A 14,047-nucleotide genomic window follows, 5' to 3' on the forward strand; every position below is an offset into this window, starting at 1 on the left:
ATATGGCAAAGCGATGGTTTAACGTGGGCAAGATAGTAAATACTCACGGAATTAAAGGCGAAGTGCGGGTCATTTCCAAAACCGATTTTGCCGAAGAGCGGTACAAGCCCGGCAAGACCCTCTATTTGTTTATAAGCGGCAGCAAAGAGCCTGTGCAAGTCACAGTTCAAACGCACCGGCTTCATAAACAATTTCACCTTCTTCAGTTTAAAGAAAGACCTTCCCTGAATGATGTGGAAGAATTAAAGAACGCGGTCATCAAAGTTCCGGAAGAAGACTTAGGGGAGCTTGATGCAGGTGAATATTACTTCCATGAAATTATCGGCTGTGAAGTGTACACAGAAGACGGCGAGAGAATCGGAGTCATCAGGGAGATATTAACTCCCGGAGCAAATGATGTGTGGGTTGTCGAGCGAAAAGGCCAAAAAGATGCACTGATTCCTTACATTGAATCAATTGTAAAGGATATTGACGTGACGGAAAAGAAAATTCAGATTCATTTGATGGAAGGATTAATAGACGAATGAAAATTGATTTTTTAACCCTTTTCCCCGACATGTTTGAAGGAGTGCTGGGTTCCTCTATTTTGCAAAAAGCACAGGAGAAAAACGCCGTTGAATTTGATGTCGTCAATTTCCGCGCCTTTTCTGATAACAAGCATAAAACAGTGGATGACTATCCTTACGGCGGAGGGGCGGGCATGGTTCTGAAGCCTCAGCCCGTGTTTGACGCAGTAGAGGAGCTTACCGCGAAATCAAAAGCTTCTCCCCGCATTATCCTCGTCTGCCCTCAAGGCGAACGCTTTAATCAGAAAAAAGCAGAGGAGCTGGCGGAAGAAGAACATCTGATGTTCATTTGCGGCCATTATGAAGGCTATGATGAGAGAATCAGAGAACATCTTGTGACAGACGAAATATCAATCGGCGATTTCGTGCTGACAGGCGGAGAGCTGCCGGCCATGATGATTGCAGACAGTGTCGTGAGACTGCTGCCGGGAGTGCTTGGGAAAGAAGAATCCCATCTTGAGGATTCCTTCAGCACGGGACTCTTAGAGCACCCTCATTACACAAGGCCCGCAGACTATAATGGCCTTAAGGTCCCTGAGACGCTTCTGTCAGGAAACCATGCGAAGATTAAAGAATGGCGAAAAAAAGAATCGGTGAAAAGAACCTTTTTGCGGCGTCCTGATCTGCTCGAACACTATCCGCTCACAGAGCAAGAAAGAAAATGGATTTCTGAGTGGGAAAAAGAATAGATAGTATTGCACAGAAAGTTGAGTTGTGGTAAGATACTACTTGTGGCTTAAGCGGACTTATCTGCCTAAGCTTGAAAACGATGTTCCGCTGTGCCGGTTTTATGGTCAAGAGCATCTGTTGGAAGGAGTTGAAAACGATGCAACAATTAATTCAAGATATCACAAAAGAACAATTGCGCACAGATCTTCCTGCGTTCCGTCCTGGTGACACTTTACGTGTACACGTAAAAGTTGTTGAGGGTAACCGTGAGCGTATCCAGATCTTCGAAGGTGTTGTGATTAAGCGTCGTGGTGGTGGAATCAGCGAAACTTTCACAGTTCGTAAGATTTCTTACGGTGTTGGCGTTGAACGTACATTCCCTGTACACACCCCAAAAATCGCTAAAATCGAAGTTGTACGCTACGGTAAAGTACGTCGTGCTAAGCTTTATTACCTACGTGAACTTCGCGGAAAAGCGGCTCGTATTAAAGAAATCAGACGATAATGATAACGAACGAAAAGAGCTTGTTACTGCTAACAAGCTCTTTTTTTATGACTGCATTTGAAAAAGCCGTACAGGCATCGTAAAATACATAAGAGACAGCCAGAAATGACCCAGAAGAAGAGAGTGTCTTCTTACTAGATAAGGCAGGTGTTAGTGTCACATGACCATTCAGTGGTTTCCAGGCCATATGGCAAAAGCAAGACGGGAAGTAACCGAAAAATTAAAACTGATTGATATTGTATATGAGCTGGTGGACGCCAGAATCCCGATGTCATCAAGAAATCCGATGATTGAAGAAATCTTAAAAAATAAACCGCGCATTATGCTGTTAAATAAAGCCGATAAAGCCGATGCAGCCGTCACAAAGCAATGGAAAGAGCATTTTGAAAAGCAAGGCATTCCGTCACTGTCAATTAATTCAGTGAATGGACAAGGCTTAAACCAAATCGTGCCTTCCTCGAAGGAATTATTGCAGGAGAAAATCGATAAGAGAAAAGCGAAAGGCGTTAAGCCGAGAGCCATCCGGGCTTTAATTATCGGCATCCCAAACGTTGGGAAATCAACGCTCATTAACAGGCTGGCGAAGAAAAATATTGCAAAAACAGGAGATAGGCCGGGTATCACGACATCCCAGCAATGGGTAAAGGTCGGCAAAGAACTGGAGCTGTTAGATACACCGGGGATTTTGTGGCCAAAATTCGAAGACGAACTTGTAGGTCTCAGACTGGCTATAACCGGGGCGATTAAGGACTCTATCATCAACCTGCAGGACGTCGCCGTATTTGGACTGCGTTTCTTGGAAGAACATTATCCGGACCGTCTGAAAGAGCGTTACGGGCTTGAAGAGATACCCGAGGATATTGCGGAGCTGTTTGACGCAATCGGAGAAAAACGCGGCTGCCTGATGAGCGGCGGGCTTATTAACTATGATAAAACCACAGAAGTCATCATCCGGGACATTCGTACAGAGAAGTTCGGCAGGCTGTCTTTCGAACAGCCATCATAAAGGCGCGCAGAGATGCGGGTCTTTATTTTTTCATTGCCGCACCGATACATATAGTAAGGGAGAAGAGAAAGTGAATACATTGACAGTAAAGGACATTAAAGACCGGCTGCAAGAGGTGAAAGACGAACGGGACCCATTTCTTGCCGAGTGTGAAAAAGACCAGAGGAAGAGCGTACAAACGCTCGTAGAACAATGGCTGAAAAAGAATGCGAAGGAAAAAGCATTAAAAGAACAATGGGAGAGTATGACTTACTGTGAACGCCTGGCAAGAAACAAAGGCTTCCGTATAATTGCCGGAATTGACGAAGTAGGCAGAGGGCCGCTGGCGGGGCCGGTTGTGGCAAGCGCCGTTATCCTGCCTGCGGAAAGTGAAATACTTGGATTGACAGATTCGAAAAAGCTTTCAGAAAAAAAACGCGAAGAATATTATGAACGTATTATGAACGAAGCGCTTGGCGTCGGAATAGGCATTATCGAAGCTTCTGTCATAGATGAAATGAATATATACGAAGCGTCAAAGCTGGCAATGGTCAAAGCAGTACGTGAACTGTCCGAAGCACCCGATTATCTGCTTGTGGACGCGATGACGCTGCCCCTTGACATACCTCAGTCTTCCATTATAAAAGGGGACGCAAAAAGCGTTTCCATCGCAGCCGGGGCTTGTGTAGCTAAAGTAACCAGAGACAGAATGATGAGCGAGTATGCCAAAACCTACCCGATGTACGGGTTTGAAAAGCACAAAGGCTACGGGACAAAAGAGCATCTGGAAGCACTCGCTGCATATGGGCCGACGGATATTCACCGAAGAACTTTCGCTCCTGTTCAAACTTACTGTTAAGCAAGGGGGGCGCTTTTTAAATGAACATGCGCAACGATATACATACAGCGCTGAGAAGCCTGTTTGCGGGCACAGCCGTTTCGCTGCAGGAGTCAAATCCAACTGAAGAGTCAAGCGGCATTCAGAGGCTTCTTTTAGGGAAGGTGCTCCGTCTCACGGGGGATGAGCATGCGCTGATCCAGGTAGGGGACCAAACCATACAGGGAAAGCTAGAGACAAAGCTTCGCCCTCAAGCGTATTATTGGTTTTCTTATGAAAAAAAACCAGCAGAACAAATGGGCCGGCTCCAAGTCGTCCAACGTTTTGAACAAAATCCGGCAACAGTTCAGGAAGCGGCAGGAAAGCTCTTAAGCGCCATTTCAATTAAACCGTCCAATACATCTCTGTTAATGACCAGCGCTATGCTGAAAAGCAATCAGCCGATAACAGAAAACGATATCAAAACAGCTGTTCAATGGATGGAAACTCTGTCGCCCGCAGATACAAAAAAAGCGATTGAAACCATTTTATTTACCCTCAAGCGTGATCTCCCTGTCCATGAGGGCGTGCTGAACGCCCTTCATGCAGTCAAATCACCAGTTTCAATGAATCAGCAGCTGTCACGGTTACTTCACGCAATCAATCAAGATTCTCAGCCGACAGAAGCGCTGATGAAGTTAAAACAGGCTGTCACGGCGCTTTTTGACGCGGAAAGCGACATACATGCAGAACGTCTGATCCGAATGCTCGGCTCACAAGCGGAAAATGAGGGATTCGGCGGTAAGAAAGCGATGACATCCGTTAATGATACTGAAGGGCATATCAGCGGCCGGCGGTCAGCGCCGGAACAAATACAAGGCACGATAAAGCCCAATACCGTTTCTGAAAGCATGCCGCAGCAAAAGGGCATGCAAAGTGCCGGGGGAAAAGAGGATATACCTGAAATCCCGCGGCTGCTCCTTGAAAAAATGTCTGTTCAAGCTGAAAAAAACGGCAGCCATGTGCTAAAAGAAGCGGCGGCTTGGATTAAGGCGGTGCTTTCACAGGAAAATACGAAAACAGGAACCGTGCCGTCTGTTATGCAAGCGGCGCAAGTCACAGATCAAGAAGCCGACGTTTTCGTTGAGGCGGTGAAACAAGCGGAACCAAGCTTGTCCAGCAAAACAGATGTTCTTTCCTTCTTGTTAAAAATCAGACAGGGACTGGGCGCGCGTGACGAATTGGCTTTTATTAAAGCATTTGAACAAGGGGCAGACATCCAGCGTGATGAACTCCAATCTTTAAAACTGACGCTCCATGCCGCACGAACGTCCAATGAGCTTTCTGATCCTGTCAAGAGGGAGGCTGATCAGCTTTTTCATAAATTAAACGGACAGCTCTTCATCCAGCAGGATCACCCGTCCTACAGCCAGGTTGTCATGTCATTTCCAATGTTTTCAAAAAACAGTGTTCAGGATATGACCGTTCTTTTTAAAGGACAGAAAGAACCCGACGGAAAGCTAGATCCTTCTCATTGCCGGCTTCTTTTTTTACTGAATCTTGAATCATTAAAAGAGACTGTTGTTGATTGCTTTGTTCAGCAAAATGTTATGACAATTTCGATAGAAACCGAATTTGATCTGCAGTCTGCGATTGATCCGATGGTGCCAGCTTTGAAACAATCCCTGAAAGAAATGGGATACAGCCTGTCAGGTGTTGTGGCGAAAAAAAGGGTTCATTCAGCAGCAGACATTCACATCGAACGATATATAACGAACAGCAGCGAACAAGAACTGGATGTGAGAATATGAAAGAACAGACGCCGTTAAGAAAAGCCGTAGCTCTGCATTATGACGAGCGGAAGGATAAAGCGCCGAAGGTCATAGCGACAGGCAGAGGACACATTGCGGAAAACATTATAGCAGAAGCGAAAAAAGCAGGGGTACCGATTCAGGAAGATCGGACCCTTGTCGAATTAATGCGACATTTGACAGTGGATGATCAGATTCCGGAAGCGCTTTATGAAACTGTAGCCGAAATATTTTCTTTTGTTTACAAGCTGGATGAAAGTGTAAAAAATAAAAAGTAACCAGAAATATTCCCCATACTCCATTTAAATTTATATTTTCAGTAAAATAAAAGTTTGAATGTTTAGAAGGATTTTACGATTTTTCATCGAACTCTAGACAATCCTTCCAGTATTATATAGAATGAAAGCGCAGTCTATTTTTAGTTTTGTTACATAAGTTAGGAGGATGGGAAATGAATATCCATGAATACCAGGGAAAAGAAGTCCTCAGAAAATACGGAGTGTCTGTTCCTGAAGGTAAAGTGGCTTTTACAGCAGAAGAAGCAGTTGAAAGAGCGGAGGGCTTATCAAGCTCGGTTTATGTCGTAAAGGCGCAAATTCATGCTGGCGGTCGAGGCAAAGCTGGCGGGGTAAAGATTGCGAAATCAAAAGAAGAAGTAAAAGCGTATGCCGAGGAGCTGTTAGGGAAGACGCTCGTTACGCATCAAACAGGTCCGGACGGCCAAGTAATAAAACGCTTACTTATTGAAGAAGGATGCGACATTAAGAAGGAATACTATGTCGGTCTCGTGCTTGACCGCGCTACTTCAAGAATCGTACTGATGGCGTCTGAAGAAGGCGGAACGGAGATTGAAGAAGTAGCAGAGAAAACACCGGAAAAAATCAAGAAAGTCGTTATTGATCCGGCTGTGGGACTGCAAGGCTATCAAGCGAGAGAAATCGCATTTTCTATTAATATACCAAAGGAGCTTGTCGGACAAGCTGCTAAATTTATGCTGGGATTATATAAAGCATTTGTAGAGAAAGACTGTTCAATTGCTGAAATTAATCCGCTTGTTGTGACAGGCGACGGAAAAGTAATGGCGCTTGATGCGAAATTAAACTTTGACAGCAATGCACTATACAGACAAAAAGATATTATGGAATATAGAGATTTGGACGAAGAGGATCCAAAGGAAATTGAAGCTTCTAAATACGATTTAAGCTACATTTCTCTGGATGGAAATATCGGCTGCATGGTAAACGGAGCCGGCCTTGCGATGTCCACAATGGATATCATTAAACATTACGGCGGAGATCCTGCCAACTTCCTTGACGTGGGAGGCGGCGCAACTGCTGAAAAAGTAACGGAGGCATTCAAAATTATTCTTTCCGACCAAAATGTAAAAGGAATTTTTGTCAACATTTTCGGAGGCATTATGAAATGTGACGTCATTGCGGAAGGGGTAGTTGAAGCGACGAAACAAGTCGGTTTAACATTGCCGCTTGTCGTCCGTCTTGAAGGCACAAACGTAGATCTAGGGAAGAAAATCCTTAGTGAATCAGGTTTGAATATTACATCTGCGGAGTCTATGGCTGACGGGGCGCAGAAAATCGTATCTTTAGTATAGGAAAGCATGAAAGGCAGGGGACCAAATAATGAGTGTATTTGTAAATAAAGATACAAGAGTTATTGTACAAGGGATTACAGGTTCTACCGCTTTGTTTCATACGAAGCAAATGCTTGAATACGGAACAAACATTGTAGGCGGCGTAACACCTGGAAAAGGCGGAACTGAAGCAGAAGGCGTGCCTGTGTTCAATACAGTGGCTGATGCTGTCCACACGACCGGTGCCAACGCATCTGTTATTTATGTGCCTGCGGCGTTCGCTGCTGATGCAATCATGGAAGCCGTTGATGCTGAGCTTGATCTTGTCATTTGTATTACCGAGCATATTCCGGTATTAGATATGGTGAAAGTGAAACGCTTTATGGAAGGAAAGAAAACAAGATTAATAGGACCAAACTGTCCGGGCGTCATTACACCTGAAGAATGTAAAATCGGCATCATGCCTGGATATATCCATAAAAAAGGCCATGTAGGCGTTGTCTCTCGCTCTGGAACATTAACATATGAAGCGGTTCATCAGCTTTCAGAAGCGGGTGTAGGACAGTCTACAGCTGTCGGAATCGGGGGCGACCCGGTTAATGGAACGAATTTCATTGATGTCTTAAAAGCGTTTAACGAAGACCCTGAGACCCACGCTGTGATTATGATCGGCGAAATCGGCGGAACAGCTGAAGAGGAAGCGGCAGAATGGGTAAAAGCTAATATGACTAAACCTGTTGTCGGATTTATCGGCGGAAAAACCGCACCTCCGGGAAAACGCATGGGACATGCCGGCGCGATCATTTCCGGCGGAAAAGGAACAGCGGATGAAAAGATTAAAACGCTGAATGCCTGCGGAATCGAAGTTGCGGAAACACCTTCCGTGATGGGAGAAACGCTCATCAAAGTTCTAAAAGAAAAAGGTTTATTTGAAACTTGTAAAACTCACTAATAACAAAAGGGACAGCTGTTAAGGCTGTTCCTGCTTTTTATGCCAAAAGGAGGTTGTTGGTTTGGATCAGGCGTCTGCCTGTTTACTCATTTGCAGCATTAACCGTTTATTATCCCCGTCTCTTCTATTAAAATGGTGGAAGGCTGATCCGTCTCTTTCTTTTAAGACTGAACCGCACCCAATACACACCATCACTTCCGGTAAAATAAAAGCCGCCGCGCTTAAAACTCAAATAGAGAAAGAATATGATAAGCTTCAAGAACAGCTGTCTGACTATCAACGGCGAGGTATCAAAGTCATTCCGATCACTTCACATCAATATCCGACATGGCTGAAAACGATCTATGATCCGCCTCCCGTTTTGTTTGCCAAAGGGAATGAGAACCTGCTTATAAAAGGCCGGAAAATTGGAGTGGTAGGTACGCGAAATCCTACCGCATATGGCAAAAAAGCAGTTTTTCATCTTACAAAAGAACTTGCAGGCAACCAGTGGATCATTGTAAGCGGACTCGCGGCCGGAATAGACGGTTTGTCCCATAGAGCCTGCATCAAGGCAAAAGGGTATACAATCGGTGTCATAGCAGGCGGTTTTCATCATATATATCCCCGAGAAAATCAGCAGTTAGCAGAATACATGGCGAAGTATCATCTGCTGCTGTCAGAACATCCACCGGAAACAAAACCCCAAAAATGGCATTTCCCCATGAGAAACCGTTTAATAAGCGGGTTGTCCGAAGGCATAGTGGTAGTGCAAGGCAAAGAAAAAAGCGGTTCGTTAATCACTGCCTATCAAGCGCTTGACCAGGGCAGGGAGGTGTTTGCCGTGCCTGGTTCTATATTTGATCCATACTCCGGAGGACCTATAAAACTCATTCAAGAAGGGGCAAAATCTGTACAGTCCGCTGAGGATATTTACAGTGAGTTATCGGAGGAAAACGTTCAATATACGGAACCCTTTTAGAAATATCGTTTGACAAACCGTATTGTAATATTTAATAATAGTGAGGATTTAAAGTTGCATATTGTTTTTCATGTTTAAAATGACGTTCACGATAAAGAATTAAATATTGAAAGCCATATAAAGGCAGCTTCAAAAATGAAATGAAATATACTTGAAAAGAGAGAGAACACCTCTTGAGGGGGATGAAAATGTCTGATTATCTAGTCATCGTAGAATCGCCCGCTAAGGCGAAAACGATTGAACGTTATTTAGGTAAGAAATACAAAGTCAAAGCTTCAATGGGACATGTCCGGGATCTGCCTAAAAGCCAAATGGGCGTTGACATAGAACAAAACTTTGAACCCAAATATATAACGATACGAGGAAAAGGGCCTGTTTTAAAAGAATTAAAAACGGCTGCCAAAAAAGCTAAGAAAGTCTATCTCGCGGCTGACCCCGACAGAGAAGGGGAAGCGATTGCATGGCATCTCGCCCACAGTCTTGATCTGGACCTCAACTCCGACTGCCGGGTAGTTTTTAACGAGATCACCAAGGACGCGATTAAGGAGTCATTTAAGCATCCCCGGATGATTAATATGGACCTTGTTGATGCTCAGCAGGCGAGAAGAATTCTAGACAGGCTGGTCGGATACAAAATCAGCCCGATTTTATGGAAAAAAGTCAAAAAAGGACTCAGTGCGGGCCGGGTGCAATCCGTTGCACTTCGTTTAATCATTGACCGTGAAAAAGAAATCAATGAATTTAAGCCGGAAGAGTATTGGACGATTGACGGCTCTTTCTTAAAGGGGCAAGAAACATTTGAAGCAAGCTTCTTCGGTAAAGGCGGCAAAAAGCATCCTCTGAAAAGCGAAGCCGACGTGAAAGAAATTCTTTCTCAGCTTAAAGGCAACAAATATACAGTTGAGAAAGTGACCAAAAAGGAACGGAAGCGCAATCCTGCCCTGCCTTTTACTACTTCCACCCTACAGCAGGAAGCAGCGCGCAAACTCAATTTCAGAGCTAAGAAAACGATGATGATTGCACAGCAATTATATGAAGGAATTGATCTTGGCAAAGAAGGAACGGTCGGGCTGATTACGTATATGAGAACGGATTCAACCCGTATCTCTAACACAGCCGTGGAAGAAGCGGCAGCCTTTATTGACCAGACGTACGGAAAAGAGTTTTTAGGCGGAAAGCGCAAACCGGCGAAAAAGAATGAAAATGCGCAGGATGCCCACGAAGCAATCCGGCCCACTTCTATTCTCCGTAAGCCGAATGAATTAAAAACGGTTCTCGGCAGAGATCAGCTCAGACTGTATAAATTAATCTGGGAACGATTTGTCGCCAGTCAAATGGCATCTGCTGTATTAGATACAATGAGCGTTGATCTTGAAAACAACGGATTGACATTTCGGGCAACCGGAAGTAAAGTCAAGTTTTCCGGGTTTATGAAGGTCTATGTAGAAGGAAAAGACGACCAGCTTGAAGAAAAAGACCGCATGCTGCCTGACTTACAGGAAGGGGACACGGTCTTATCTAAAGATATCGAACCCGAACAGCATTTTACTCAGCCGCCTCCTCGGTACACTGAGGCCCGCTTAGTCAAAACGCTTGAAGAATTAGGCATCGGCCGGCCGTCTACCTACGCTCCGACGCTTGACACAATCCAGCGGCGCGGTTATGTCGGATTGGATAACAAACGGTTTGTGCCGACTGAACTTGGGCAGATTGTTCTTGAGCTCATCATGGAATTTTTCCCTGAAATCATAAACGTAGAGTTTACGGCGAGAATGGAACAAGACCTCGATAATGTTGAAGACGGCAACACCGAGTGGGTGCAAATCATTGACCGCTTCTATACCGACTTTGAAAAACGGGTTAAAAAAGCAGAAGCTGAAATGAAAGAAGTTGAGATTGAGCCCGAATATGCCGGCGAAGATTGTGAACTATGCTCTTCACCTATGGTATATAAAATGGGTCGCTACGGTAAATTTTTAGCCTGCTCAAACTTCCCAGACTGCCGAAACACAAAACCGATTGTTAAACAAATCGGAGTGAAGTGTCCTAAGTGCGAAGAAGGAAATATTGTTGAACGAAAATCGAAAAAGAAACGGGTTTTTTACGGCTGTGACCGTTATCCACAATGCGACTTTGTATCATGGGATAAACCAATTGAACGAAAATGTCCGAAATGCGGAAAAATGCTTGTTGAGAAAAAACTCAAAAAGGGCATACAAGTTCAATGCGTGGAATGCGATTATAAGGAAGAACCACAAAAGTAGCGGTGAGCAGGTCTTGCTCACCTTCTTTGTGTGTTAAAAGAAGAACTTGAATAATAAACTAGGAGATGTGATAAGATGAACCAACATACAGTAAACGTCATAGGGGCGGGGCTTGCCGGAAGTGAAGCGGCATGGCAGCTGGCTAAGCGCGGCATCCAGGTGAAACTATATGAAATGCGTCCGGTGAAACAAACGGCTGCACACCATACAGATAAATTTGCAGAGCTGGTGTGCAGCAACTCTTTACGCTCCAATACGCTGGCTAATGCTGTCGGTGTGTTAAAAGAAGAAATGCGGGCGCTCGATTCAGCGATTATCGCTGCGGCCGATGAGTGTTCTGTACCAGCCGGCGGCGCTCTAGCAGTGGACCGTCATGAATTCGCGGCAAGCGTAACAAATCGGGTGAAAAACCATCCGAACGTGACGGTAATGAATGAAGAAGTGACTGAAATACCTGCAGGACCTACTATTATTGCCACAGGGCCGTTAACTTCTGAAGCACTGTCCGCACAATTGAAAGAGCTTACGGGCGAGGAGTATTTATACTTTTACGATGCGGCTGCGCCTATTCTTGAAAAAGACAGCCTTGATATGGATAAGGTATATCTTAAATCCCGTTATGACAAAGGGGAAGCGGCCTATTTAAACTGCCCGATGACAGAGGAAGAGTTTGACCGTTTCTATGAAGCATTGACGACGGCAGAGACCGTTCCATTGAAAGAGTTTGAAAAAGAGATTTTCTTTGAAGGATGTATGCCGATAGAAGTAATGGCCAAAAGAGGCAAAAAAACGATGCTGTTCGGACCGATGAAACCGGTCGGGCTGGAGCACCCGGAAACAGGAAAACGCCCTTACGCAGTCGTTCAGCTCAGACAGGATGATGCAGCAGGCACTCTTTACAATATTGTAGGATTTCAGACACATTTAAAATGGGGCGACCAAAAGGAAGTGCTGAAATTAATCCCGGGACTTGAAAATGTGGAAATCGTCAGATACGGCGTGATGCACAGAAATACATTCATTAACTCACCGAGCCTCCTAGAGCCTACCTATCAGTTTAAGAACCGCAGCGATTTATTCTTCGCGGGCCAGATGACTGGTGTAGAAGGCTATGTCGAATCAGCGGCATCAGGTCTTGTGGCCGGCATTAATGCTGCAAAACTCGTTTTGGAACAGGAACTTGTCACATTCCCGCAGGAAACAGCGATCGGCAGTATGGCACACTATATTACAACGACCAACCAGAAGAACTTCCAGCCGATGAATGCAAATTTTGGGCTTTTAAAAGAATTGCCTGTTAGAATTAAAAATAAGAAAGAACGCAATGAAGAGTATGCAAAACGGGCAATCGAGACTATTCAAACTATTTCGAAAACGATATAGGTATTCGTTGCAACTTGAACGCGTTATGTGATACCATTTAAAAGCCCTTCCTGGGGAGGTATTATCATGGAAAATGTTAAGAATTTTTTAAAGTTATTCGTTGAATATTTACAAATCGAAAAAAATTATTCACAATATACTATTGTGAATTATGTTGATTCAATTGAAGAATTTGAGACATTCTTGCGTGTTCAAAGAATAAATGGATTTGAAGAAGCTGCTTATCATGATACAAGGATTTTTTTGACAGAAGCCTATGAAAAAGGATTATCAAGAAGAACGATCAGCAAAAAAATCTCGGCTCTGAGAAGCTTTTACAAATTTTTAATGAGAGAAAAGCTTGTTGAGGAAAATCCGTTTCAGCTTGTCCATCTGCCGAAACAAGAGAAACGGATACCGAAATTTCTTTATCAAAAAGAGCTTGAAGAGCTATTTGCGGTTTCAGACACAAGCCTGCCGACCGGCCAGCGGGACCAGGCATTATTAGAGCTCCTCTATGCAACTGGTATGAGGGTCAGTGAATGCAGCTCCTTAACTGTGGACGGGGTTGATTTATTTATGGACACAGTTCTCGTTCACGGAAAAGGGAAAAAGCAGCGTTATATTCCCTTTGGGTCTTATGCCCATGAAGCGCTGGAGCTATATGTAAACAGCGGAAGGCAGCGCTTGCTTGAAAAGGCGAAGGAATCTCATGATGTTTTATTTGTGAATCAAAGAGGCGGGCCGCTTACAGTCCGCGGTGTCAGATATATTTTAAGCGGGCTTGTGAAAAAGGCGTCCGGCACTTTACATATACATCCGCATATGCTTCGTCATACATTTGCCACTCATCTGTTAAATGAAGGCGCAGATTTAAGAAGCGTCCAAGAGTTACTCGGGCACTCCAACCTGTCGTCAACACAGATATATACGCATGTATCGAAGGAAATGTTGAGAAACACATATATGTCTCACCACCCAAGAGCTTTTAAGGAAAAATAAAGGAGGCCCTCTAATGTCATCTTTTCATGCGACTACGATATTTGCCGTACAGCACAATGGAAAAAGCGCAATGTCCGGTGACGGACAGGTTACATTTGGTCAGGCCGTTGTCATGAAACATACGGCGAGAAAAGTAAGGAAGCTGTTCAACGGCAAGGTTCTTGCAGGTTTTGCGGGATCTGTTGCAGACGCTTTCACCCTCTTTGAAATGTTTGAGGCAAAGCTTGAGGAATACAATGGGAATCTGAAACGCGCTTCCGTGGAGCTTGCAAAAGAATGGCGCAGTGATAAAGTTCTTCGCAAACTGGAGGCCATGCTGATTGTGATGAATCAAGATACCCTGCTTCTTGTATCTGGAACGGGTGAAGTGATTGAGCCGGATGACGGTATTTTGGCGATCGGTTCCGGCGGTAATTACGCTCTTGCCGCGGGAAGAGCATTGAAAAAGCATGCGGGCGAAAGCCTGTCTGCAAGAGAGATTGCTCAGGCAGCATTAGAAACTGCGGGCGAGATTTGTGTGTATACGAACGATCAAATCATACTGGAAGAACTTGAATAGAAAGGA

The 14,047-nt window shown here is 44.5% G+C and carries 14 protein-coding genes; all 14 read left to right on the top strand.

Annotated elements, in window-relative coordinates:
- Nucleotides 1-2: 2 nt before the first annotated feature.
- Complete coding sequence (gene rimM / locus AAHT65_RS15435; RefSeq protein WP_343310467.1) at nt 3-527, top strand: ribosome maturation factor RimM; 525 nt, start codon at nt 3-5, stop codon at nt 525-527.
- Nucleotides 524-1,255 (top strand): tRNA (guanosine(37)-N1)-methyltransferase TrmD, encoded by a 732-nt coding sequence (gene trmD, locus AAHT65_RS15440; protein WP_003328966.1) that lies wholly within the window; start codon nt 524-526, stop codon nt 1,253-1,255. Before rimM ends, trmD begins: the two co-directional genes overlap by 4 nt.
- A gap of 137 nt (nt 1,256-1,392) precedes the next feature.
- Complete coding sequence (rplS, locus tag AAHT65_RS15445; protein ID WP_003328964.1) at nt 1,393-1,740, top strand: 50S ribosomal protein L19; 348 nt, start codon at nt 1,393-1,395, stop codon at nt 1,738-1,740.
- 160 nt (nt 1,741-1,900) lie between these two features.
- Nucleotides 1,901-2,746, top strand: coding sequence for a ribosome biogenesis GTPase YlqF (gene ylqF, locus AAHT65_RS15450; RefSeq protein WP_010788594.1), 846 nt, complete (start codon nt 1,901-1,903; stop codon nt 2,744-2,746).
- Nucleotides 2,747-2,816: 70 nt separating this feature from the next.
- Entirely contained in the window at nt 2,817-3,584 is a 768-nt protein-coding gene (locus AAHT65_RS15455; protein ID WP_343310468.1) for a ribonuclease HII, read from the top strand.
- Between the two features lie 20 nt (nt 3,585-3,604).
- Nucleotides 3,605-5,353: a hypothetical protein gene (locus AAHT65_RS15460; protein ID WP_343310469.1), complete on the top strand. Its 1,749-nt coding sequence runs from the start codon at nt 3,605-3,607 to the stop codon at nt 5,351-5,353.
- Nucleotides 5,350-5,631 (top strand): FlhB-like flagellar biosynthesis protein, encoded by a 282-nt coding sequence (locus tag AAHT65_RS15465; protein ID WP_010788597.1) that lies wholly within the window; start codon nt 5,350-5,352, stop codon nt 5,629-5,631. The genes AAHT65_RS15460 and AAHT65_RS15465 overlap by 4 nt, the downstream gene beginning before the upstream one ends.
- 173 nt (nt 5,632-5,804) lie before the next feature.
- Nucleotides 5,805-6,962, top strand: a complete 1,158-nt coding sequence (gene sucC / locus AAHT65_RS15470) for an ADP-forming succinate--CoA ligase subunit beta (protein WP_010788598.1) — start codon at nt 5,805-5,807, stop codon at nt 6,960-6,962.
- 28 nt (nt 6,963-6,990) lie between these two features.
- On the top strand, nt 6,991-7,893 hold the full coding sequence (gene sucD / locus AAHT65_RS15475; protein WP_003328958.1) for a succinate--CoA ligase subunit alpha: 903 nt from the start codon (nt 6,991-6,993) through the stop codon (nt 7,891-7,893).
- A 61-nt stretch (nt 7,894-7,954) separates the two neighbouring features.
- Complete coding sequence (gene dprA / locus AAHT65_RS15480; RefSeq protein WP_343310470.1) at nt 7,955-8,854, top strand: DNA-processing protein DprA; 900 nt, start codon at nt 7,955-7,957, stop codon at nt 8,852-8,854.
- A 188-nt stretch (nt 8,855-9,042) separates the two neighbouring features.
- A complete protein-coding gene (gene topA, locus AAHT65_RS15485) occupies nt 9,043-11,118 on the top strand; it encodes a type I DNA topoisomerase (protein ID WP_010788600.1) in 2,076 nt (691 codons plus the stop codon).
- A 75-nt stretch (nt 11,119-11,193) separates the two neighbouring features.
- Nucleotides 11,194-12,501 carry an FADH(2)-oxidizing methylenetetrahydrofolate--tRNA-(uracil(54)-C(5))-methyltransferase TrmFO gene (trmFO, locus tag AAHT65_RS15490; RefSeq protein ID WP_061571556.1) on the top strand — a complete coding sequence of 436 codons (1,308 nt, stop codon included), beginning with the start codon at nt 11,194-11,196 and terminating at the stop codon, nt 12,499-12,501.
- A 66-nt stretch (nt 12,502-12,567) separates the two neighbouring features.
- Nucleotides 12,568-13,482 (top strand): tyrosine recombinase XerC, encoded by a 915-nt coding sequence (gene xerC / locus AAHT65_RS15495; protein ID WP_010788602.1) that lies wholly within the window; start codon nt 12,568-12,570, stop codon nt 13,480-13,482.
- A gap of 13 nt (nt 13,483-13,495) precedes the next feature.
- Nucleotides 13,496-14,041 carry an ATP-dependent protease subunit ClpQ gene (clpQ, locus tag AAHT65_RS15500; RefSeq protein ID WP_003328953.1) on the top strand — a complete coding sequence of 182 codons (546 nt, stop codon included), beginning with the start codon at nt 13,496-13,498 and terminating at the stop codon, nt 14,039-14,041.
- Nucleotides 14,042-14,047: the final 6 nt, after the last annotated feature.

The sequence above is a fragment of the Bacillus atrophaeus genome (assembly GCF_039519175.1).
GTDB lineage: Bacteria > Bacillota > Bacilli > Bacillales > Bacillaceae > Bacillus > Bacillus atrophaeus.